Raw genomic sequence first — 20,291 nt, forward strand, 5'->3', positions numbered from 1 at the left:
GGATGTAAAGCTTTACTCGCCGATGGCGGCTTTGTAGCCGTCGGCATCCAGCAACTTGCTCAGCTCAGCGGTGTTGGCGGGCTTGAGCTTGAAAATCCAGGCGCTGTAGGGCTCTTCGTTGAGCAATTCAGGGCCGTCTGCCAGCTCGTCGTTGACCGCGATCACCTCACCGGAAACCGGTGCATAGATGTCCGAGGCGGCCTTGACCGACTCAACCACGCCCGCGGCGTCGCCCGCGGCAAACACCTTGCCCACTTCAGCCAATTCTACGAACACCACATCACCCAGCGCTTGCTGAGCATGGTCGGAAATACCGACCGTTACGGTGCCATCCGCTTCCAGGCGGGCCCATTCATGGCTTTCGGCAAAACGCAGGTCGGCAGGGATATTGCTCATAGTCTGTGTCCTCAAAAAGAAATGTCAGCGGCCAGCGGCCTGCCGGAAACGTTAGATCAATGTCTTGCCATGGCGCACGAAGGTCGGCTTGACCACCCGTACCGGGTACCACTTGCCGCGGATTTCCACCTCGGCCCGGTCGGCAGTCGCCACCGGCACACGCGCCAGGGCAATGGATTTGCTCAGCGTGGGAGAGAAACTACCACTGGTGATCTGTCCTTCGCCAACATTGGCGATACGAACCACCTGTTGGGCGCGCAAAACGCCGCGCTCCTCCAGCACCAGGCCGACCAGTTTGGACGCCACCCCCGCCGCCAACTCGGCCTCGAGGGCAGCCCGGCCGATGAAGTCACGCCCGGCAGGCTCCCACGCGATGGACCAGTCCATGTTGGCCGCCAGCGGCGAAACATCCGGGCTGATGTCCTGGCCATAGAGGTTCATGCCCGCCTCCAGGCGCAAGGTGTCGCGGGCACCCAGGCCGATGGGCGAAATGCCCGCGCCCACCAGATCGTTGAAAAACGCCGGGGCCTGATCGGCTGGCAGGATGATTTCCAGGCCGTCTTCACCGGTGTAACCGGTGCGCGCGATGAACCAGTCGCCGTCGGCCAGGCCCTCAAAGGGCTTGAGTTCATGGATCAGGATCGAGCGGGACTGAGTCACCAGCTCCGCGATTTTGTGCCGGGCGTGCGGGCCTTGGATCGCGAGCATCGCCAACTCGGGCCGCTCAAGGAGCTGCACCTGATACTGGCCGAGCCGGGCCTGCATCCAGGCCATGTCCTGGTCACGCGTGGCCGCGTTGACCACCAGCCGGAAACCGGCCTCGGTGCGGTAGACGATCATGTCGTCCAGCACCCCGCCCTGCTCGTTGAGCATGGCGCTGTACAACGCACGGCCACAGCCGTGCAGGCGGTCAACATCATTGGCCAGCAAGTGCTGGAGCCATTCCTTGGCCTGGGGGCCTGTGATATCGATCACGGTCATGTGGGATACATCGAACACCCCGCAGTCACGTCGCACCTGGTGGTGTTCTTCAACTTGCGAGCCGTAGTGCAGAGGCATATCCCAACCGCCAAAATCGACCATTTTCGCGCCGAGGGCGAGATGCAGGTCATACAAAGGCGTGCGCTGTCCCATGGGTTTCTCCTTCCGGGCGTGGCGAAGGTGCGGACGGTAGCCGTTCGCGCCACAGGCCTTGATATACAAGGCTTATAGCGGCGCTGGGGCACCCGATCAATAAGATGGACCGCACCGAATGCCGCGCATTGTAGCCGCAAGCTGTAGGACTGGCACCTAACCGATGGGTTGGGCCGAGCGCCGGATCAGGCCGATCACCGGTAGCAGGCCCACCAGTACCAGCGTCAAGGCGGGGAGAGAAGCCCGTGCCCACTCACCTTCGCTGGTCATTTCAAAGATGCGCACGGCCAGCGTGTCCCAGCCAAACGGGCGCATCAGCAGGGTGGCGGGCATTTCCTTGAGCACGTCCACAAACACCAACAGCGCCGCGCTGAGCGTGCCGGGCAGCAGCAGCGGTAGATACACTTTGAAAAACAGTCGTGGTCCACCCACCCCAAGACTACGCGCCGCCTGCGGTAACGACGGGCGGATACGCGCCAAGCTGCTTTCGAGCGGCCCGTAGGCCACCGCCAGAAAACGCACCAGGTACGCCAGCACCAACGCCGCAAGACTGCCCAGCAGCAACGGCTTCCCCGCCCCCCCAAGCGCGCTCGACAGCGGCACCACCCATTCACGGTCCAGGTAACTGAACGCCAACATGATCGACACCGCCAGCACCGAGCCCGGCAAGGCGTACCCCAGGTTGGCCAGGCTGATCCCGCTGCGGATGAGCCGGGTCGGCGCCTGGCGATGGGCAAACGCCAGCAGCATGGCCACGCTCACCGTGATCAGCGCGGCAATCACGCCCAGGTACAGAGTGTGCACAATCAACCCGGCGTAGCGCTCATCCAGATCAAACCGCCCGCGTTGCCAGAACCACACCACCAGTTGCAGCACCGGGACCACAAAGGCGCAGGCAAACACCAGACCGCACCCAGCGCTGGCAGCAGCGGCCTTGAACCCACGCAGGTGATACAACGCCTGGCCGCGCGGCCGCTCATTGCTCGGGCGACTCGCGCCACGCGCCCGCCGTTCGCCGTACAGCACCAGCATCACCACCAGCAATAACAGGCTCGCCAGCTGCGCCGCGCTGGAAAGGCTGAAAAAACCGTACCAGGTCTTGTAGATAGCGGTGGTGAACGTGTCGAAATTGAACACCGACACGGCGCCAAAATCCGCCAGGGTTTCCATCAATGCCAAGGCTACGCCAGCCCCGATGGCCGGGCGCGCCATGGGCAAGGCCACCCGCCAGAACGCCTGCCAGGGCGATTGCCCGAGGACCCGCGCCGCTTCCATCAAACCCTTGCCCTGAGCAAGAAACGCACTGCGCGCCAGCAGGTACACGTAGGGGTAGAACACCAACACCAGCACGATAATCACGCCACTGGTGGAGCGCACGCGGGGCAGGCGCAGACCGGGGCCAAACACCTCACGCAGCAGGGTTTGCACGGGGCCTGCAAAATCCAGCAGGCCGACAAACACAAAGGCCAGCACATAGGCGGGAATGGCGAACGGCAGCATCAGCGCCCAATCCAGCCAGCGCCTGCCCGGAAACTCACAAAGGCTGGTCAACCAGGCCAGGCCAACGCCCAGCAACGTGACGCCCACGCCCACCCACACCACCAGGGTCAGGGTGTTGCCCAGCAGGCGCGGCAGTTGGGTGTCCCACAGGTGGGACCAGATCTGCGTGTCGATCGTCTGCCAGGACAGCAACAGGACGCTCAGCGGCAAGAGCACCAGGGCAGCGACGGTGAACACCGGCAAGTACCAGCGGCGTTGAGCGGGGTGAGCCAAGGGGCATTCTCGGGGGGGCAGTTAAGGTGAAAACCACGGGGTGGGAACGGGCCTGCCCGCTCCCACGGTGCGTCAGTTCCAGCCAACGCGGTCCATCAGGCGGATGGCCTCGGCCTGGCGCTTGCCCGCCACTTCTACCGGCAAGGTATCGGCAACGAACTTGCCCCAACTGGCCACTTCGGCCGACGGCGGCACCGCCGGGTTGGCCGGGAATTCCTGGTTCACGTCGGCAAAGATCCGTTGCGCCTCGGGTGTGGTCAGCCATTCCACCAGGGCCTTGGCGGCCTCCGGGTGCGGCGCATGCCGGGTCAGGCCGATGCCCGACAGGTTCACGTGCACCCCGCGATCGCCCTGGTTGGGCCAGAACAGCGCCACCGCCAAGTCGGGTTTCTGCTTGTGCAGGCGGCCGTAGTAGTAGGTATTGACGATGCCCACGTCGCACTGCCCGGCATTGATCGCTTCCAGCACGGCGAGGTCATCGGAGAACACGTCGGTGGAGAGGTTGTTCACCCAGCCCTTGACGATTTCTTCGGTCTTGGCTGCGCCATGGGTTTCGATCAGCGTGGCCGTCAGCGACTGGTTGTAGACCTTCTTGGCCGTGCGCAGGCACAGGCGGCCTTCCCATTGCGCGTCTGCCAGGGCCTCGTAGGTGGTGAGGTCGGCAGGTTTTACGCGGCGGGTGGAATAGGCGATGGTGCGCGCGCGCAGGCTCAAACCGGTCCAGGCATGGGCCGAGGAGCGATATTGCAACGGGATATTGGCGTCGATCACCTTGGAGGTGAACGGCTGCAGGATGCCCATCTGCTCGGCCTGCCAGAGGTTGCCAGCGTCAACGGTGAGCAGCAGGTCGGCGGTGGCGTTTTCGCCTTCGGCCTTGATGCGCTGCATCAGCGGCGCTTCCTTGTCGGTGATGAACTTCACCTGCACGCCGGTTTTTTGGGTATAGGCATCAAAGACCGGCTTGATCAGCTCGTCGATGCGCGAGGAGTAGACCACCACCTCGTCGGCGGCCTGCGCGGCGGTGCTGCCAAGCAGGGTGAGGGCCAGGGCCGTGAGGAGGCGCTTGGGTGCCAGCATGGGGGCGATCTCTCGTCGCGAAATGAGCGCAAATGATAGGGAGTCCCATTTGGCATCTCAATCAATCGTGCGGCCGAGGCGTTACCAGATGTTGCGGTGAGGGGATTTGCGCTGAAGCCACTGGCCTCAGCGCGGGCAAACCCGGTGCCCACAGGGTCAGGGTTTGGCGAGATCCGGCAGGTCGCCCGTCAGGCCCAACGCCTGGCGCACAAAGACCGCCTTGGCTTCCGGCAACTGGTCGACGACTTTCAAACTAGCGTTACGCAACCAGCGCAGCGGCAGTTGATCGGCCTGGAACAAGCGCTCGAACCCTTCCATCGCGGCCATCAGCGCCAGGTTATGCGGCATGCGCCGACGCTCGTAGCGGCTGAGCACTTTCACGTCTGCCAGCCGCTCCTGGCGCTCATGCGCCGCCAGCAGCACCTGGGCCAACGCCGCCGCGTCGAGAAACCCCAGGTTCACACCCTGCCCGGCCAGCGGGTGGATCACGTGGGCCGCATCGCCGATCAGGGCCAGGCCTTCGGCCACGTAGCGCTTGGCGTGACGCTGGCGCAACGGCACACACACGCGGGGGTCGGCGCTCAAGACGGTGCCCAGGCGGCCTTCAAAGGCGCATTCCAGTTCGCGGCAGAAGCGGTCTTGGTCCAGCGCCATGAGCCGCTCGGACTCACTCGGCGTGACCGACCACACAATCGAGCACCAGTCCTCCTGGCCGTCGCGCACCAGTGGCAGAAACGCCAGCGGGCCGTGGTCGGTAAAACGCTGCCAGGCGGTGCGTTGATGGGGCTGGCTGCTGCGCACGCTGGTGACGATGGCGTGGTGCAAGTAATCCCACTCGCGGGTGGCGGTGCCGGTGAGGCGGCGCACCGCGGAATGGGCACCGTCGGCGGCGATCACCAGCGGTGCCCGCAGGGTGCGGCCATCGGCCAGGGTCAGCAGCCAGTCGTCGCCGGAGCGCCGCATTTGTTCCAGGCGCGCATTGGCCAGCAGGCCCAGGTCGCCGTCGTGCAGGCGCTCGAGCAAGGCATCCTGCACCACACGGTTTTCGACGATATGCCCCAGCACCTCGGCATGCACGCTGGCCGCAGAAAAGTGGATATGCCCGGTGCCGCTGCCGTCCCACACCTGCATGTCGCCATACGGGCTGACACGGCGGGCGGTGATGCCCTCCCACGCGCCCAGGCGCTCAAGGATACGTTGGCTGGCCGCCGACAACGCGCTCACCCGCGGTTCGAACGCGGCCGCAGGTTCAAACGGTTTGACGCTCAGCGAGCCGCCGTCGAGCAGCAGCACTTGCAGGCCGCTGCCTTCCAACGCCAGCGCCAGGGCGCTTCCGACCATTCCGGCCCCGACAATCAGCACATCTGCGCGCATGTCCATGCTTTAAGCCTGTCTTGCTGGCGGCTTGCACCGCACGTAAAAAGTTTGCTCGACCCACGCCACCAGGGCGCCGGAGCCGTCACGAATCCAGACCTGGGGCCCTGGCAAGTGGTTGTCACCGCACTCGGCCAGCCACTTACGCATCGGGACGCGTGCCCAAACCCATGGCCTGACGGGCGAACCAGCGTTTGGCTGGTGGCAGCAGGTCCAGGCCCAGCAGGCCCAGGTTGCGGCCCAACGCAACCAGCGGCTGGCCACTGCCGAACAGGCGGGTGACTTGATCGGAGAAGCCCACGGTCATTTTTTGATCAAGGCGTTGGCGCTCGCGGTAAGCCTGCAAGGTGGCCAGGTCACCCGGCACCGCAGGCCCGGCCAGCAAGGCTTCGGCCAGGGCGTTGGCGTCACGCAGGGACAAATTGAACCCCTGCCCGGCAATCGGGTGCAGGCTGTGGGCCGCGTTGCCCAGCACCACCAGGTGGGAGCGCACTTGCTCCTCGGCCTCGATCAGGGTCAAGGGGTACAGGTGGCGTGCGCCCACGTGTTTGAGCGTGCCCAGGCGATAGCCGAACACGTCCTGCAATTGCGCGAGGAAACGCCGTTCGTCCAGCTCGGCAAGCCGTTTGGCGTCCATCCCCAGGCGCGTCCACACCAGCGCGCAACGGTTGTCCGGCAGCGGCAGCAAGGCCATCGGGCCTTCATCGGTGAAGCGCTCGAAGGCCTCGCCGTTGTGGGCTTCGCTCGGGGTGATGTTGGCGATCAGCGCGCTCTGGTTGTACGGGCGCGTTTTAACGCCAATGCCCAGCTGCTCGCGCAGGCCGGAGCGGCCGCCATCGGCCAGCACGGCGAGGTCGCAGTCCAGCACGGTGGCGTCATTGAGGGTCAGGCGGTAGCCATCGGCCAGCGGCTCCAGGCGAGTGACTTCGGCCGGGCAGCGCCAGGTGGCCACGTCCTTGTCCAGGCCTTGCCACAGGCACTGGCCCAGCCAGGCGTTTTCCACCACGTAACCCAACGCGGGCACGCCCTCTTCCATCGCCGACAGACGCGTGGTGGAGAACCGCCCCCGGTCCGACACGTGGATCTGCTTGATCGGCTCGGCGCGCCGGGAAATGGCCTGCCACACGCCCAGGCGCTGGTAGATTTGCCGGGCGCCAAACGACAGCGCCGAAGAGCGGGCGTCGTAGCTGGGCTGGTACGTCTCGCCCGGCGCGAAAGGTTCGATCAGCGTGATCGTCCAGCCCCGCGCCTTGGCCCCGGCCTGCAACGCGAGCGCAAGGCTCGCGCCGACCAGGCCACCGCCGATAATGGCCAGGTTGACCCGGCTCATCGGGCGGCCGCCATCAGGGCTTCGATCTCGGCGACGGTCTTAGGCACGCCGCCGGTGAGGATTTCACAGCCTTGCTTGGTCACCACCACGTCGTCCTCGATGCGCACGCCAATGCCGCGCCATTTCTTTGCTACGTTCAGGTTGTCCGGCGCCACGTAAATGCCCGGCTCCACGGTGAGGGCCATGCCGACTTCCAGCACCCGCCACTCGCCGCCCACCTTGTATTCGCCCACGTCGTGCACGTCCATGCCCAGCCAGTGCCCCGCGCGGTGCATATAAAACGCCTTGTAGGCTTCACTGGCGATCAGCTCGTCGACATCGCCCTGCAACAACCCCAGCGCCACCAGCCCGGCGGTGATGACGTGCACGGTCGCCTCGTGGGCCTGGTTCCAGTGTTTGTTCGGCGCGATCTCGGCAAAGGCGGCTTGTTGCGAGGCCAGCACCACTTCGTAGATGGCCTTTTGTTCGGCAGAGAATTTGCCGTTGACCGGCCAGGTGCGGGTGATGTCGCTGGCGTAGCAGTCGATCTCGCAACCGGCGTCGATCAGTACCAGGTCGCCGTCCTTGAGCACCGCGTCGTTCTGCTGGTAGTGCAGGATGCAGCTGTTGCGCCCCGAGGCGACGATGGAGCCGTAGGCGGGCATCTTCGCGCCGCCCTTGCGAAATTCGTAGTCCAGCTCCGCTTCCAGGCTGAACTCGTGCAAGCCTGGACGGCTGGCCTGCATGGCCCGCACGTGAGCCGCGGCGGAAATGCGCGCGGCTTCGCGCATCACTTTCACTTCTGCCGCCGACTTATACAGGCGCATGTCGTGGAGCAGATGGTCCAGGGCCACGAACTCGTTCGGCGGCTGGGCGCCCAGGTGGGCCTTGGAGCGGATCACGTTGATCCACTCCATCAGGTGCCGGTCGAATTCGGCGTTGCTGCCCATGGCCGAATACACCCGGTCGCGACCCTCGATGAGGCCGGGCAGGATGTCGTCGATGTCGGTGATGGGGAAGGCATCGTCGGCGCCAAAGTCACGCACGGCGCCTTCGGTGCCCGCGCGCAGGCCGTCCCACAGTTCGCGTTCGGCGTTGCGTTCGCGGCAGAACAGCACGTACTCGCCATGGGGGCGCCCGGGCATCAGCACGATCACCGCTTCAGGCTCGGGGAAGCCGCTCAGGTACTGGAAGTCGCTGTCCTGGCGGTAGACGTGCTCGACATCGCGATTACGGATCGCCACCGCCGCTGCCGGCAGGATGGCGATGCTGTCGGGTTCCATCTGCGCCATGAGCGCCTTGCGGCGCCGGGTGTATTCCGCTTTCGGGATATGGATCATGGGCAGACGGGCTTCCTTTCTCAGTGCAGCGACGGCTTGGCGGTTGCGGGCTCGGCCGACTTGCGGGTTTCGGTGAACAGCAACAACGGCGCGACGCGCAGGTATTCCATCACTTCCATATAGTCGGTTTCGCCGTCTTCGGACTCTTCCAGCGCGTCTTGCACCTGGGAAATGGCGGCCAAATCCTGCAACACTTCCTTGGCGTCGCTGCTCAGCTCAAGGCCGGCGGCGTTCACGCCAAAACCGTGGAGGAAACCCTGGCACCACTGGCCCAGCGCGGCGGCGCGCTCGGTGAGGGGGGCGTCGTCGGTGGGCAGCAGCAGGACGACGGTCACGTCATCGCCGGTCAGCTCGCCCTTGACCATTTCCTGCAGGCCGATCAAGGCGTTGCGCACGTTTTCGGTCGGCTCGGTTTCCAGCAGTTCAGCCACATCCGCCAACCAGTTGTCGGCGTCAAAACCAACGCCGGTGCAGCTGCGACCCAGCAACACGCCGTGCAACTCGGCAGGCGAGCAAGGATGACCGCTGGTGCTCAGCAGTTGGGAAAAAGCATCGTAGGGGGATTTCGGATTAGGCATGGTGAGCTAGGCGCCAGACGGCGCAATGTCTAGAATGAAGCGCTGTATCCTAGCACCGGCAGACGCACCCGACTATCAAGGGCGTCAGATCGTTTACCCAGCAGTTGCCATTCATCAGACAAATCCAGTGGAAGCCCAATGGAAGACACCGACCTGCAAGCGCTGATGGCCAGACTCGAACTGCTAATTGACCGGGTCGAGCAACTTAAGAGCCAAAACGGACTCCTACTTGCTCAGGAAAAGACCTGGCGCGAGGAACGCGCTCACCTTATCGAAAAAAACGAAATCGCTCGGCGTAAGGTCGAATCGATGATTTCGCGCCTGAAGGCCCTGGAGCAAGACTCATGAGTTCAAGCAATAGCGTCACCGTGCAGATTCTCGACAAAGAGTATTCGATCATCTGCCCCCAGGAAGAACGCAGCAACCTGGTGAGCGCCGCCCGTTACCTGGACGGCAAGATGCGTGAAATCCGCAGCAGCGGCAAAGTGATCGGCGCCGACCGCATCGCCGTGATGGCCGCGCTGAATATCACTCACGACCTGCTGCACAAGCAGGAGCGCCCTGACGTGCAGGCCAGCGGTTCTACCCGCGAGCAGGTGCGTGACTTGCTCGATCGCGTCGATCTGGTGCTTTCCAGCGATTCAGACGCACCCAAGGGCTGATTGCAGCGTCTGTTTGGGGTATACTCGCGCCCACTCCCTGGCGTGTTTGCCAGTCGGCGATGTCCCTGAGCCGATTCGCACTACCCTGGAAGTTGCACGTTGGGCTGGTGTGCATGTCCGCTAGACGGAAAGCCTTAAAGCCTACTGCTTCTTCCACCTTGAACTTTCGGGTTCAAGGGCTAAGTCGACAGCGGCTCTGTCGGGGAGCCTGAATTCCCAATACTCAATGCCAGTCCCAGGACTGGCATTGTTTTATGAGCTGAACATTCATGACCGAACCTGCGCCGCTTTCTCGCCCGCAACTTCGACGCATGTTGCGCAAGGCCCGCCGCGCCCTCACGCCGGCCGAGCAGCGCCAGGCCGCCAAGGGCCTGTACCGGCAACTGGCGCAGCACCCGCTGTTTCGTCGGGCCCGCCACATTTCCCTGTACCTGCCCACTGACGGCGAAATCGACCCGCGCCTGTTGCTGCGCGAAGCCCAGCGCCGGGGCAAGGCCACCTACCTGCCGGTGCTCAGCGCATGGCCGCGCACCAAGATGGTGTTCCAGCGCATCAGGCCGGGAGAGGCGCTTATCCCCAACCGTTTTCGCATTCTGGAACCGCGGGTGAACGTCAGCCGCCAGCGCAAGGTCTGGGCGCTGGACCTGGTGCTGCTGCCGTTGGTGGGTTTTGATGATGAGGGCGGTCGCCTGGGCATGGGCGGCGGCTTTTATGACCGCAGCCTGGCGTACCTGGCTCGGCGCAAACACTGGCACAAGCCTACGTTGCTGGGCCTGGCCCATGAATGCCAAAAGGTCGCGCGGCTTGCCCAGGCGAGCTGGGACGTGCCGTTGCAAGGCACTGTCACCGACGGGAAATGGTATATCGCCGACGCCACCCGGACGGGCAACGCCTAAAAAGACTAACGCTTGAAAGGCTGCAACTGTTGCTGTGCAATTTCAACCGGAGCATTGGCCTTGTTGGCCCACAAGCTCTGCGCATAACCGGTGGTCACGACACCCAGACCAAACAAAATCACCAAAATCCATAGTAAATCCGGTTTACGTTGCATCGATTGCCCCCCTTCAGGCATTTCACACACGATGCCAGCAACGTTCCAAAGTAGTCCGTTGTAGCTGCGTCAAGCTTAAAATCCGCGCATTTTGCGTTAACGTGAACCAACACGCAAACCTGACTCATTACCGACTGTCGGTTTGTCATGAAATTGCCAGACAACCTGTCCACCCCTCTTTTAAGGAGCCTGAACATGGCCCATTGGCTGATGAAATCCGAGCCCGACGAACTCTCGATCAAAGGCCTGGAAACACTCGGAGAAGCCCGTTGGGACGGGGTGCGCAACTATCAGGCGCGCAACTTTTTGAGGGCGATGGCAGTGGGTGACACGTTCTTCTTTTATCACTCCAGCTGCCCGGAGCCGGGCATTGCCGGGGTCGGGAAAATCATCCAGGCAGCCTACCCCGACCCCACGGCGCTGGAGCCCGAGAGCCCGTATTTCGACGCCAAGGCCAGCGCAGAAAAAAACCCGTGGAGCGCCATCACGGTGGCCCACCTCAAGACGTTTCCCAAGGTGCTGGGTTTGGGCTACCTGAAACAACAAACCGCGCTGGCAGACCTTGCACTGGTGCAAAAAGGCAGCCGCCTTTCAGTGATGCCGGTCACCCCCCCTCAGTGGGCCGCGGTGCTGGCGCTGGTTACTGAATGATCAGGTTGTTGAACAGCAGGTCTTCGACCACCGGCTTGCCGGTTTCGTCGGTCATCACTTGCTGGGTTTGCTTGAGGGCTTCCTGACGCAGTTTTTCCTTGCCGTCGACACTGCTCATGGTGTCGTTGGTTTGCTGGGTGAACAACGCCACCAACTGGTTGCGGATCAGCGGGTCGTTGGCCTTGACCAGCGCAGCCGCCTCGGGACCGGTGACGCGCAACGCGATGTCGGCCTTGAAGACGCGCAGTTTCGCGGTGCCGTCCAGGCCGTAGTTGCCCACAAAAGGCGGCGTCAGGCTGATGTAGCTGACCTTGGGGGCCTCACCTTCTTTGGCTTCTTCGGCCACGGCGGCCATCGGCACTGTCAGGGCCAGCATCAACAGGATCCACGCTTTCACAGTTCATTCCTCAATTGGGTGGCACGTAGCATAACGCTAGCAGCCCTGAGCACAAGCTTATGGCGACTTATCAGGCCGGGGCATGCTCGTTGACCCGCCACCCCGTCCCCCTACACTTATCGGCCAACGCCCCAAAAGGAATAGCCCGATGAAAGCTGTGCTGTGCAAAGCCTTCGGCCCCGCCGAAACCCTGGTGCTTGAAGACGTCGCCAGCCCGGCGATCAAGAAGAACGAAATCCTGCTGGACGTGCACGCCGCCGGGGTGAATTTCCCGGACACCTTGATCATCGAAGGCAAATACCAGTTCAAGCCGCCCTTCCCGTTTTCACCCGGTGGCGAAGCGGCGGGCGTGGTCAGCGACGTCGGGGAAAAAGTCAGCCACCTGAAGGTCGGCGACCGCGTGATGGCGCTGACCGGCTGGGGCAGCTTTGCCGAACAGGTCGCAGTGCCCGGCTACAACGTACTGCCGATCCCGCCAAGCATGGACTTCAACACCGCCGCCGCCTTCAGCATGACCTACGGCACGTCGATGCACGCCCTCAAGCAGCGCGCCAACCTGCAACCCGGTGAAACCCTGTTGGTGCTTGGCGCGTCCGGTGGCGTGGGCCTGGCCGCCGTGGAAATCGGCAAGGCCCTGGGCGCCCGGGTGATCGCCGCCGCCAGCAACGCCGACAAGCTCGCGGTGGCCAAGGCGGCCGGGGCCGATGAGCTGATCAACTACAGCGAAGCGGACCTCAAGGAAGAGATCAAGCGCCTGACCGGCGGCAACGGTGCCGACGTGATCTACGACCCGGTGGGCGGCGACCTGTTCGACCAGGCCATTCGCGCCATTGCCTGGAACGGTCGGCTACTGGTGGTGGGGTTTGCCAGCGGGCGCATTCCCGAACTGCCGGTAAACCTGGCGCTGCTCAAGGGCGCGGCGGTGATCGGGGTGTTCTGGGGCTCGTTTGCCCAACGCCAGCCTCAAGACAACGCGGCGAACTTCCAGCAACTGTTTGGCTGGTTTGCCGAGGGCAAATTGAAGCCCCTGGTGTCGCAGTTGTATTCGCTGGAACACGCCGCGCAAGCGATCAACGACCTCGGCCAGCGCAAGGCGGTCGGCAAAGTGGTGGTGCGCGTTCGCTGAGCTGAACCGTCGCCCCGGTGGGGCCAACGTCCACAGGGGCACGCCTGCGCCCTGGGCGACCTCGACTTATCCATGAGCGACATGTTCGTAAAAGAACATACCGTCGCTCCAATTTCCTGTGCTTGCAGATAAGAGGCGGTGCTATTTTCGGTAACGAAACTGTAACATTCGCATCCGCAGTCAAAACAAGAAATCTGGAGCCCTTGAATGTTTGCCTTCTTTCGCCCCGCCGCCCATCAGGCCCCCCTGCCTGAAGAAAAAATAGACAGCACCTACCGACGCCTGCGCTGGCAGATCTTCGCCGGTATTTTCTTCGGTTACGCCGGCTACTACCTGCTGCGCAAAAACTTCTCCCTGGCCATGCCCTACCTGATCGACGAGGGTTACACCCGCGGCGAACTGGGCCTGGCGATGTCGGCGATCGCCATTGCCTACGGCTTGTCCAAGTTCCTCATGGGCCTGGTGTCCGACCGCTCCAACCCGCGCTACTTCCTGACCTTCGGCCTGTTGGTGTCCGCCGGGGTGATGTTCATTTTCGGTTTCGCACCTTGGGCCACGTCCAGTGTGACCATGATGTTCATTTTGCTGTTCATCAACGGCTGGGCCCAGGGCATGGGCTGGCCGCCGAGCGGGCGGACCATGGTGCACTGGTGGTCGCAGAAAGAGCGCGGCGGCGTGGTGTCGGTCTGGAACGTGGCGCACAACGTCGGCGGCGGCCTGATCGGCCCGCTGTTCCTGTTGGGCATGGCCTGGTTCAACGACTGGCACGCAGCGTTCTACGTGCCGGCCACCGTGGCCTTGCTGGTGGCCGCCTTTGCGTTCATCACCATGCGCGACACCCCGCAATCGGTCGGCCTGCCGCCTATCGAGCAGTACAAGAACGACTACCCGGAAGGCTACAACGCCAGCCACGAGGAAGAATTCAGCGCCAAGGAAATCTTCGTCAAATACGTGCTGCGCAACAAAATGCTCTGGTACATCGCCTTCGCCAACGTGTTCGTCTACCTGCTGCGCTACGGCGTGCTGGACTGGGCACCGACCTACCTCAAGGAAGCCAAGCACTTCGACGTGGATAAAACCTCGTGGGCGTACTTCTTCTACGAGTGGGCAGGCATTCCGGGCACGCTGCTGTGCGGCTGGATGTCGGACAAAATCTTCCGTGGCAACCGTGGCCTGACCGGCGTGGTGTTCATGGCGCTGGTGACCGTGGCCACCTTGGTGTATTGGCTCAACCCGCCGGGCAACCCGACCATCGACATGATCGCGCTGTTCTCGATTGGCTTCTTGATCTATGGCCCGGTCATGCTGATCGGCCTGCAGGCGCTGGAACTGGCGCCGAAAAAAGCAGCCGGTACGGCAGCGGGTTTCACCGGCCTGTTCGGTTACCTGGGGGGCTCGGTGGCCGCCAGTGCAGCCATGGGCTACACCGTTGACCACTTCGGCTGGGATGGCGGGTTTGTGTTGCTGATCGGCGCATGCCTGTTGGCGATTGCCTTCCTGGTGCCCACCCTGTGGCACACCAACAAGGCCAGCACCGCGCGTTAATCGCCCGCGCAGCCTTTGGAACAACGCTTGAGCCGCGCCTCCAGATTTTTGTCTGGCATGGCGTGGCTACGCAGGGCGTTGACGGTCTGCTCGACATAATCGCGAGTGGTGCCGTAACGCCCGCAAGCACTTTCAAACACCTGGTTCAGCACGCTGTCCGGCAAGTTGCCCGCATAGGTGGGCAGGTGCCGCTCCAAGACAAATCCCAACGCCTGCACCTGGCTGCCGTCTTCCAGTCGGCAACTGAGCCAGTGCGGACGATAAGACGGGTACGGCATCTCGCGGCGCCATAACGCATACAGCGAAGCGTCCAGCTGATCGTCCGGCAAGCGGTAGGCAAACCCGCTGCACGAACCGCCGCGGTCCAGGCCAAACACCAGGCCTGGCAATTCGGGCGTGCCGCGATGCTCTTGCGACCACAAATACAAGCCACGGTGATAACCATGCACCCGTGCACGCACGCGCTCTGCCGCCGAACACTCCGGGCGCCAGATCAGCGAACCGTACGCGAAAAGCCAGACCGGTCCACCCCGATGCAGCGCCATGGTGGCCTGCATCGAACTCATCAATTGCTCGTGCGTGAGTTGCGGCCCCAAATCGAGGCGCGGGGGGTAAGCCAATTGCAGAAAATCAGATTCTTGAGCGGACATGGCGAATCGCGTCGGTCTCCCGTGTGTTACCAGTTGTAAGCAACTTTACCGTAATAGAACGCGCCGCTGTAACCGTACGGCGAAAAAGTGCTATAGGCCAGGTTGCCGCCACTGCTGGCGAATGCGTTGACTTTTTCCGGGTACTTGTCGGTGACGTTGTCGCCGCCGACGGTGAAGGTCCAGTTTTTCAGCTTGTAGTCGGCGGACAGGTCCAGCACCCAGGCCGCGTTGAAGGTCTGGTCGTTGACCTTGTCGGTCTGATAGCTGGTGAACTCGCCGTAACGCACCAGGTTGCTGTGCAGCGCCCAGTTACCATAGGAAAAGTCGTTGCTCAGGCTCAGCTTGTGCTGCGGCGTGGTATCACCCAACAGGCCAATGCGCTCGCGGCGGTCGACCCGCAGCAAATTCACGCCCAAACCGTCCAGCACCGCCGGGTTGGCTTTTACGTCCGTCACCTTGGTGTGGTTGTAGTTATAGCCGACCGTGCTGTTCCAGCGAATGCCGTTGTCGAATTGGTAGCGATAGTTGGCCACCAGGTCGATGCCGTCGGTGCTGGTGTCGGTGGCGTTGGTGAAGTAACGGGCGCTGGTGTAGTTGATGTTGCCGACGCCGTTGGCCTGCAGGTACGCCACCGCCGCGGGGTTGAGCACCAGGTTGGACGACAGGCTGATGCGATCGCTGATGTCGATGCGGTACACATCGGCGGTCACGGTCAGGTTATCGGTGGGCTCCAGCACCAGGCCCAGGCTGTAGTTGCGCGACTTTTCGGGCTTGAGTGTTTCAGCCCCGAGCAGGCGGGCCACCTGACTATTGGCCGGGAACGTGCCCGCCTCCTGGATGGTGTTGCCGATCAATTGCGACGAGGTGTAGGCAAAGTTCTGCTGCGCCAGGGACGGTGCGCGGAAACCGTTGGAAACACTGCCGCGTAAGGCCACTTGCGGGGTGAAGTCATAACGGGCCGACAACGAACCGCTGACGTTGGAGCCGAAGTCGCTGTAGTCCTCGTGGCGCACGGCCGCCGAGGCGCTGAGTTTTTCGGTGAAGTTGGTTTCCAAGTCCAGGTACTGCGCCCAGTTGTGGCGCGAGCTGGTGCCTGCGTCGGCATCGCGGAAACCGCCCAGGCCCGAGCTGCCGGTCTGGAAGTAAGACGCGGCGTCGCCGGACTTGATCTGGTAACCCTGGTCCAGGTATTCACCGCCAAACGCCACCGATACCGGGTACGGCAACCAACCCAGGTCGAACTCGCGCGACAGGTCCAGGCTCACTTGTTTCTGGTCGTTGACCAGCGTGCCGTTGTCGAACTTGCGCGGCGTGGCCAGGCCCAGCGAGGTGTTGATGGTTTCGGTGCCAATTTGGTACTGGTTCTTGCCATAGTTGACCGACACGTCGTAGTGCCAGTCGTAGGCCAGCAGCCCGCGCAAACCCACCGCCAGCGAGGTGTCTTCCACGTCGCCGCGAATCAGCGGCAAATAGCCGTTGGGGTTCAGCGCCGCAATGTTGTTGGACGCGTTGCTCGCCCGGTAGAAGGCCGCCGTCTCGCCGCGCGTCTTGCTGTAGCCACCGAAGGCATAGAATTCGGCCGCGTCGTTGAAGGAATATTCGGAGTTGAAGAACAGCTTGCCCTGATCGGTCGCCGGTTCGCCCTGACGGAACACGCGCTGGCCGTACGTGGTCGAGCCCACGCTGGCCGGGCGAAAATCCTTGCCCGCACGGTTGGTGTAATCGTTGTCGGCGCCTTCGGCCGACAGGTTGATAAAACCGTTATCCCCCAGCGCCAGGCCGGTGTTGCCACTGAGGTTGCGCTGAATCCCGTCGCCTTTTTTGTACTGGCCAAACTTGCTGGAAATCGACCCGCCGTTGTCGGTGTGCTTGAGGATCACGTTGATCACCCCGGCAATCGCATCCGAGCCGTAGCGGGCAGAGGCGCCGTCGCGCAGCACTTCGATGTGATCAACGGCCGACAGCGGGATAGCGTTCAGGTCCGCCGGGGCCGAACCGCGTCCGACCGCGCCGCCCAGGTTGACGAACGCGCTGGTGTGGCGGCGCTTGCCGTTGACCAGCACCAGGACCTGGTCCGGCGACAGGCCGCGCAACTGCGCCGGGCGGACCAGTTCAGCGCCATCGACCAGGCTGGGGCGTGGAAAGTTGATCGACGGAATCAGCCGCGCCAGTACGGCGCCCAGCTCGTCGGAGCCGGTGCTGCGCAAGGTGTCGCCGGAAATCACGTCGATGGGCGACAACGAAGCACTGGCGGTGCGCTCTTGGGCGCGGGTGCCCGTGACGATCACGGTGTCGAGTTTAGGTGCGTCGGCAGTCGCCGTTTCGGCGGCTGCGACAGAAGTGGACCCTACGGCGGCCAGCAAATTGGCTGACAAAATCGCCGTGTACAGCAGGTGATGCTTGTTGCTCCCCATACCGCTCCCCTTGAATCAACGGTCAGAACATCAACGCTCTGAGTTCATACGATCGATCCGTGTGGTGGACGGTGGCGGTCATTTATTGGTTATCGATAGATAGGCGGTAGTCCGTTGGCATATAGCTTAAAGATATCTTCTCGGCAAATTAAATACCGTAAAAGCATAAGCAAAGGTATAAGCGCTGACACAATTCAGCGCAGGCGGGAGTCAGGGTCTTGGGGCGTAGGCAAATACGTCGGCGCGCATCTGGTGCGCGTCCATGCCCGCCTCCACCAGCGCATCCAGCGTGCCGTAGATCATCGCGGGTGAACCGCTGGCGTAAACGTGCACGGGTTTGAGGTCAGTGATGTCTTCACACACCGCTTCGTGCAGCAACCCGCAGCGCCCTTCCCAGCCGCACAGGTCGCTGACCACTTTGTGCAGGAACAGGTTGGGCAGTTGCTGCCACTGCTCCCAGTGCTCGATCTGATAGAAGTCTTCTGGCCGACGCACGCCCCAATACAAATGCACCGGGTGTTTAAAACCGCTGGCGCGGCAGTGTTCGATCAGGCTGTGCATCTGCGCCATGCCGGTGCCCGCGGCAATCAACACCAGCGGCCCGTCGGGCAGTTCGGCCAGGTGGGTGTCGCCAAACGGCAGTTGCACCCGGGCCATCTGGTTGCGCTGCAACTGTTCGATCAGGGTGCGCGCGCTGTCTTCACGCGCCAGTACATGCAGCTCCAGCTCGCGCCCGGCGTTGGGCGCCGAGGCGAGGGAAAACGCCGATTTTTCGCCGTTATCGCGCTCGATCATCACGTATTGCCCGGCGTGGTAGCGCACCGGCTTGCCCGCTGGCGCCCGCAGGCGCACGCGCCATACGTCGCCGCCCACCTCTACGCATTCGCTCAGCTGGCAAGACAGTGTGCGCACCGGCAACTCCCCGGGCGCCAGCACGCCATCCCACAACACGATGCAATCCTCCAGCGGTTCGGCAATGCAGGTATAGAACTCGCCATGGTCACGCACCTCGCCGGCTTGTTTTACGCGGCCTTCCACCAGCAACGCCGCGCACACATGGCACACCCCGTTGCGACAGGCCTGAGGGCAATCGTAGCCCAGGCGCCGGGCGCCTTCGAGCACGCGTTCGCCGGGTGTCAGTTCAAGCACGGCACCGGAAGGTTGCAGGGTTACACGCATCAATCTATTCCCAATTCATTCCAGAGCGCATCGATACGGGCGGTGACGGCATCGTCCTTGACGATCACTCGGCCCCATTCGCGAGTGGTTTCGCCCGGCCATTTATGGGTGGCATCCAGGCCCATTTTCGAGCCCAGGCCCGACACCGGCGAGGCAAAGTCCAGGTAGTCGATTGGCGTGTTGTCGATCATCACCGTGTCGCGCTTGGGGTCCATTCGCGTGGTGATGGCCCAGATCACGTCGTTCCAGTCGCGGGCGTTGATGTCGTCGTCGGTGACGATAACGAACTTGGTGTACATGAACTGTCGCAAAAACGACCACACACCCAACATCACGCGCTTGGCGTGGCCCGGGTATGACTTTTTCATGGTCACCACGGCCATGCGATACGAGCAGCCCTCGGGCGGCAGGTAGAAGTCGGTGATTTCCGGAAACTGCTTTTGCAGGATCGGTACAAACACCTCGTTGAGTGCCACGCCAAGAATGGCCGGCTCATCCGGCGGACGGCCGGTGTAGGTGCTGTGGTAGATCGGTTTGATCCGATGGGTGATGCGCTCGACGGTGAACACCGGGAAGCTGTCGACTTCGTTGTAGTAGCCGGTGTGGTCCCCATAAGGGCCTTCGTCGGCCATCTCGCCCGGGTGAATCACGCCTTCGAGGATGATCTCGGCGGTGGCCGGCACTTGCAGGTCATTGCCACGGCATTTCACCAACTCGGTGCGGTTGCCGCGCAACAGGCCGGCGAACGCGTATTCCGACAGGCTGTCGGGCACCGGAGTAACGGCGCCCAGGATCGTTGCCGGGTCTGCGCCCAGGGCTACGGACACCGGGAACGGTTGGCCCGGGTGTTTTTCGCACCACTCACGAAAATCCAGCGCGCCGCCACGGTGGCTCAGCCAGCGCATGATCACCTTGTTGCAGCCGATCACTTGCTGACGGTAAATGCCGAGGTTCTGGCGGTCTTTATTCGGGCCTTTGGTGACGGTCAGGCCCCAGGTGATCAGCGGGGCGACATCACCCGGCCAGCAGGTTTGCACGGGGAGCATGCCGAGGTCGACGTCATCGCCTTCGATGACCACTTCCTGGCACACCGCGTCTTTGACCACTTTGGGCGCCATGGCGATGATCTTGCGAAAGATCGGCAGCTTCGACCACGCGTCTTTCAGGCCCTTGGGCGGCTCGGGCTCTTTGAGAAACGCCAGCAGCTTGCCGATCTCACGCAGCTCGCTGACCTCTTCTGCCCCCATGCCGAGCGCCACGCGCCCAGGGGTGCCGAACAGGTTACCGAGCACCGGGATATCAAAACCCTTGGGGTTCTCGAACAGCAGCGCCGGGCCCTTGTTACGCAAGGTACGGTCGCAAATCTCAGTCATTTCCAGTACCGGGGAAATCGGCACCTGGATACGTTTCAACTCTCCGCGCTGCTCAAGTTGCTGCACGAAATCCCGAAGATCCTTGAATTTCATTAACCATGCCACCCGTAAAATAGGCGTACATCCTACCTGCTATGGCGTCGGCTGGCAGCCTCATCACGGCCCAATTGCACGCCTTGGGTCGTTAAAAACCACAGGTAAAAAAAAGGTTCTTCACGGATTACCGGGAAAGTCATTCTTGATCTTCATGAAAAAGAATTCG

21 protein-coding genes and 1 other RNA gene are annotated in these 20,291 nt (G+C 62.7%); 8 read left to right on the top strand and 14 right to left on the bottom strand.

What is annotated here, in order from left to right:
* Positions 1-12: 12 nt before the first annotated feature.
* From gcvH to ACW9H9_RS05565, 8 genes are all read right to left on the bottom strand, one after another.
* Entirely contained in the window at positions 13-396 is a 384-nt protein-coding gene (gene gcvH, locus ACW9H9_RS05530) for a glycine cleavage system protein GcvH (protein WP_457342147.1), read from the bottom strand.
* A 51-nt stretch (positions 397-447) separates the two neighbouring features.
* Complete coding sequence (gene gcvT / locus ACW9H9_RS05535; RefSeq protein ID WP_457342148.1) at positions 448-1,530, bottom strand: glycine cleavage system aminomethyltransferase GcvT; 1,083 nt, start codon at positions 1,528-1,530, stop codon at positions 448-450.
* 156 nt (positions 1,531-1,686) lie between these two features.
* Entirely contained in the window at positions 1,687-3,303 is a 1,617-nt protein-coding gene (locus tag ACW9H9_RS05540; protein WP_457342149.1) for an ABC transporter permease, read from the bottom strand.
* A gap of 72 nt (positions 3,304-3,375) precedes the next feature.
* On the bottom strand, positions 3,376-4,380 hold the full coding sequence (locus tag ACW9H9_RS05545) for an extracellular solute-binding protein (protein ID WP_457342150.1): 1,005 nt from the start codon (positions 4,378-4,380) through the stop codon (positions 3,376-3,378).
* A gap of 156 nt (positions 4,381-4,536) precedes the next feature.
* Positions 4,537-5,754: a 2-octaprenyl-3-methyl-6-methoxy-1,4-benzoquinol hydroxylase gene (locus ACW9H9_RS05550; protein WP_457342169.1), complete on the bottom strand. Its 1,218-nt coding sequence runs from the start codon at positions 5,752-5,754 to the stop codon at positions 4,537-4,539.
* A gap of 142 nt (positions 5,755-5,896) precedes the next feature.
* A complete protein-coding gene (ubiH, locus tag ACW9H9_RS05555) occupies positions 5,897-7,084 on the bottom strand; it encodes a 2-octaprenyl-6-methoxyphenyl hydroxylase (protein WP_457342151.1) in 1,188 nt (395 codons plus the stop codon).
* On the bottom strand, positions 7,081-8,403 hold the full coding sequence (pepP, locus tag ACW9H9_RS05560; protein WP_457342152.1) for a Xaa-Pro aminopeptidase: 1,323 nt from the start codon (positions 8,401-8,403) through the stop codon (positions 7,081-7,083). Before pepP ends, ubiH begins: the two co-directional genes overlap by 4 nt.
* Positions 8,404-8,423: 20 nt before the next feature.
* Positions 8,424-8,981 (bottom strand): YecA/YgfB family protein, encoded by a 558-nt coding sequence (locus tag ACW9H9_RS05565; protein ID WP_457342153.1) that lies wholly within the window; start codon positions 8,979-8,981, stop codon positions 8,424-8,426.
* 138 nt (positions 8,982-9,119) lie between these two features.
* Here ACW9H9_RS05565 and ACW9H9_RS05570 point away from each other — a divergent pair, with 138 nt between their 5' ends.
* The 4 genes from ACW9H9_RS05570 (at position 9,120) to ACW9H9_RS05585 (ending at position 10,539) form a co-directional block, all read left to right on the top strand.
* Positions 9,120-9,329 carry a TIGR02449 family protein gene (locus ACW9H9_RS05570; protein WP_003177365.1) on the top strand — a complete coding sequence of 70 codons (210 nt, stop codon included), beginning with the start codon at positions 9,120-9,122 and terminating at the stop codon, positions 9,327-9,329.
* Positions 9,326-9,643, top strand: coding sequence for a cell division protein ZapA (locus tag ACW9H9_RS05575; protein ID WP_300630676.1), 318 nt, complete (start codon positions 9,326-9,328; stop codon positions 9,641-9,643). Before ACW9H9_RS05570 ends, ACW9H9_RS05575 begins: the two co-directional genes overlap by 4 nt.
* 31 nt (positions 9,644-9,674) lie before the next feature.
* A non-coding RNA gene (gene ssrS / locus ACW9H9_RS05580) (6S RNA) lies at positions 9,675-9,853 on the top strand.
* A 59-nt stretch (positions 9,854-9,912) separates the two neighbouring features.
* A complete protein-coding gene (locus ACW9H9_RS05585; protein ID WP_457342154.1) occupies positions 9,913-10,539 on the top strand; it encodes a 5-formyltetrahydrofolate cyclo-ligase in 627 nt (208 codons plus the stop codon).
* Positions 10,540-10,544: 5 nt separating this feature from the next.
* Here ACW9H9_RS05585 and ACW9H9_RS05590 read toward each other — a convergent pair whose 3' ends face one another.
* Positions 10,545-10,694 carry a hypothetical protein gene (locus ACW9H9_RS05590; protein WP_457342155.1) on the bottom strand — a complete coding sequence of 50 codons (150 nt, stop codon included), beginning with the start codon at positions 10,692-10,694 and terminating at the stop codon, positions 10,545-10,547.
* Positions 10,695-10,889: 195 nt separating this feature from the next.
* Between ACW9H9_RS05590 and ACW9H9_RS05595 the strand changes: the two genes are divergently transcribed.
* Positions 10,890-11,345, top strand: a complete 456-nt coding sequence (locus tag ACW9H9_RS05595; RefSeq protein WP_457342156.1) for an EVE domain-containing protein — start codon at positions 10,890-10,892, stop codon at positions 11,343-11,345.
* On the opposite strand, the gene ACW9H9_RS05600 is transcribed toward ACW9H9_RS05595, so the two are convergent.
* Positions 11,335-11,742 carry a flagellar basal body-associated protein FliL gene (locus tag ACW9H9_RS05600; protein WP_457342157.1) on the bottom strand — a complete coding sequence of 136 codons (408 nt, stop codon included), beginning with the start codon at positions 11,740-11,742 and terminating at the stop codon, positions 11,335-11,337. The two genes, ACW9H9_RS05595 and ACW9H9_RS05600, sit on opposite strands and share 11 nt — an antisense overlap.
* A gap of 148 nt (positions 11,743-11,890) precedes the next feature.
* Between ACW9H9_RS05600 and ACW9H9_RS05605 the strand changes: the two genes are divergently transcribed.
* Both ACW9H9_RS05605 and glpT read left to right on the top strand, forming a co-directional pair.
* Positions 11,891-12,868, top strand: a complete 978-nt coding sequence (locus ACW9H9_RS05605; protein WP_457342158.1) for an NADPH:quinone oxidoreductase family protein — start codon at positions 11,891-11,893, stop codon at positions 12,866-12,868.
* 207 nt (positions 12,869-13,075) lie between these two features.
* A complete protein-coding gene (gene glpT / locus ACW9H9_RS05610) occupies positions 13,076-14,413 on the top strand; it encodes a glycerol-3-phosphate transporter (protein ID WP_457342159.1) in 1,338 nt (445 codons plus the stop codon).
* On the opposite strand, the gene ACW9H9_RS05615 is transcribed toward glpT, so the two are convergent.
* From ACW9H9_RS05615 to ubiD, 4 genes are all read right to left on the bottom strand, one after another.
* Positions 14,410-15,063: a gamma-glutamylcyclotransferase gene (locus ACW9H9_RS05615; RefSeq protein ID WP_457342160.1), complete on the bottom strand. Its 654-nt coding sequence runs from the start codon at positions 15,061-15,063 to the stop codon at positions 14,410-14,412. The genes glpT and ACW9H9_RS05615 overlap by 4 nt on opposite strands.
* Before the next feature lie 26 nt (positions 15,064-15,089).
* Positions 15,090-17,477, bottom strand: coding sequence for a TonB-dependent receptor plug domain-containing protein (locus ACW9H9_RS05620; RefSeq protein ID WP_457342161.1), 2,388 nt, complete (start codon positions 17,475-17,477; stop codon positions 15,090-15,092).
* Positions 17,478-17,687: 210 nt separating this feature from the next.
* Positions 17,688-18,656 (bottom strand): CDP-6-deoxy-delta-3,4-glucoseen reductase, encoded by a 969-nt coding sequence (locus ACW9H9_RS05625; RefSeq protein ID WP_457342162.1) that lies wholly within the window; start codon positions 18,654-18,656, stop codon positions 17,688-17,690.
* The gene (ubiD, locus tag ACW9H9_RS05630) at positions 18,656-20,122 is read right to left on the bottom strand and encodes a 4-hydroxy-3-polyprenylbenzoate decarboxylase (protein WP_457342163.1); all 1,467 of its coding nucleotides are present in this window, start codon (positions 20,120-20,122) and stop codon (positions 18,656-18,658) included. Before ubiD ends, ACW9H9_RS05625 begins: the two co-directional genes overlap by 1 nt.
* Here ubiD and ACW9H9_RS05635 point away from each other — a divergent pair.
* The coding region (locus tag ACW9H9_RS05635) for a hypothetical protein (RefSeq protein ID WP_457342164.1) at positions 20,112-20,291 on the top strand (180 nt) is incomplete at its 3' end. The genes ubiD and ACW9H9_RS05635 overlap by 11 nt on opposite strands.

Source organism: Pseudomonas sp. SDO5215_S409, from assembly GCF_054071325.1.

Coding starts and splice junctions, on each gene's coding strand:
- gcvH (WP_457342147.1), bottom strand. CDS start 396: ATGAGCAATATCCCTGCCGACCTGCGTTTTGCCGAAAGCCATGAATGG.
- gcvT (WP_457342148.1), bottom strand. CDS start 1,530: ATGGGACAGCGCACGCCTTTGTATGACCTGCATCTCGCCCTCGGCGCG.
- ACW9H9_RS05545 (WP_457342150.1), bottom strand. CDS start 4,380: ATGCTGGCACCCAAGCGCCTCCTCACGGCCCTGGCCCTCACCCTGCTT.
- ACW9H9_RS05550 (WP_457342169.1), bottom strand. CDS start 5,754: ATGCGCGCAGATGTGCTGATTGTCGGGGCCGGAATGGTCGGAAGCGCC.
- ubiH (WP_457342151.1), bottom strand. CDS start 7,084: ATGAGCCGGGTCAACCTGGCCATTATCGGCGGTGGCCTGGTCGGCGCG.
- pepP (WP_457342152.1), bottom strand. CDS start 8,403: ATGATCCATATCCCGAAAGCGGAATACACCCGGCGCCGCAAGGCGCTC.
- ACW9H9_RS05565 (WP_457342153.1), bottom strand. CDS start 8,981: ATGCCTAATCCGAAATCCCCCTACGATGCTTTTTCCCAACTGCTGAGC.
- ACW9H9_RS05570 (WP_003177365.1), top strand. CDS start 9,120: ATGGAAGACACCGACCTGCAAGCGCTGATGGCCAGACTCGAACTGCTA.
- ACW9H9_RS05575 (WP_300630676.1), top strand. CDS start 9,326: ATGAGTTCAAGCAATAGCGTCACCGTGCAGATTCTCGACAAAGAGTAT.
- ACW9H9_RS05585 (WP_457342154.1), top strand. CDS start 9,913: ATGACCGAACCTGCGCCGCTTTCTCGCCCGCAACTTCGACGCATGTTG.
- ACW9H9_RS05590 (WP_457342155.1), bottom strand. CDS start 10,694: ATGCAACGTAAACCGGATTTACTATGGATTTTGGTGATTTTGTTTGGT.
- ACW9H9_RS05595 (WP_457342156.1), top strand. CDS start 10,890: ATGGCCCATTGGCTGATGAAATCCGAGCCCGACGAACTCTCGATCAAA.
- ACW9H9_RS05605 (WP_457342158.1), top strand. CDS start 11,891: ATGAAAGCTGTGCTGTGCAAAGCCTTCGGCCCCGCCGAAACCCTGGTG.
- glpT (WP_457342159.1), top strand. CDS start 13,076: ATGTTTGCCTTCTTTCGCCCCGCCGCCCATCAGGCCCCCCTGCCTGAA.
- ACW9H9_RS05615 (WP_457342160.1), bottom strand. CDS start 15,063: ATGTCCGCTCAAGAATCTGATTTTCTGCAATTGGCTTACCCCCCGCGC.
- ACW9H9_RS05620 (WP_457342161.1), bottom strand. CDS start 17,477: ATGGGGAGCAACAAGCATCACCTGCTGTACACGGCGATTTTGTCAGCC.
- ACW9H9_RS05625 (WP_457342162.1), bottom strand. CDS start 18,656: ATGCGTGTAACCCTGCAACCTTCCGGTGCCGTGCTTGAACTGACACCC.
- ubiD (WP_457342163.1), bottom strand. CDS start 20,122: ATGAAATTCAAGGATCTTCGGGATTTCGTGCAGCAACTTGAGCAGCGC.